Consider the following 641-nt stretch of genomic DNA (forward strand, 5'->3'; position numbering starts at 1 on the left):
TCTGGTACGAAAACCAGGAGGTGAACGGCCAGTTGGCCTTGGTGCCGCGTGTGTACCTGAGCCAGGCAACCGTGGCGGCACGGGAGCAGGATGCCAAAAGTTCGGCGCTGGTGACTGCCGACACGGTGCTGATTGACGCCGAGGCGGTGGCCAATATCAACGGCACCGTTCGTGGCAACACCGACACCTTTATCTACTCAAAAACCGGCATCCAAAACGTCTCGGTGGGCGGCGCGCAGGCCGGGCTATTTGCCGGCCTTGGCGGAGAAGGTAAACCCGCAGGCCAGTTGGTGATTGCCGCCGAGGGCAAGGTAATCAACCAGGGCGGGGTAATGAGCGGCTACCAACAAACCGTCGTCGGCGGTGACGGGGTGAGTAGTTCGGCCACCACCGGCTATGACAAAAACGGTTCGTTGGTGGTGCGTGATAACGGCCTTATGGGCGCGGGACTGAGTGAGGACAAACCCAAAGAAGAGGCCAAGGAAGAAGCCACGGCAGACCCTCAACCGACGGTTGCCGAAGGCGGAACCGGAACTGATACCCCGGCCGAGAAAAAACCGCTGCAAGTGGCCCGCCCCGATGTACGGGCGCTCTTTGAAGAGCGTCTGGCCTCTGGCCCGGTGGACACCAGCCAGGGCTCG

General features: G+C 61.8%; 1 protein-coding gene. It reads left to right on the top strand.

Annotated features, from left to right (window positions below; genetic code table 11):
• A partial coding sequence (locus PKE98_RS26925) for a hypothetical protein (protein ID WP_271198562.1) occupies window positions 1-641 on the top strand: 641 nt, incomplete at both ends.

The sequence above is a fragment of the Pseudomonas turukhanskensis genome, assembly GCF_027922365.1.
Classification (GTDB): Bacteria; Pseudomonadota; Gammaproteobacteria; order Pseudomonadales; family Pseudomonadaceae; genus Aquipseudomonas; species Aquipseudomonas turukhanskensis.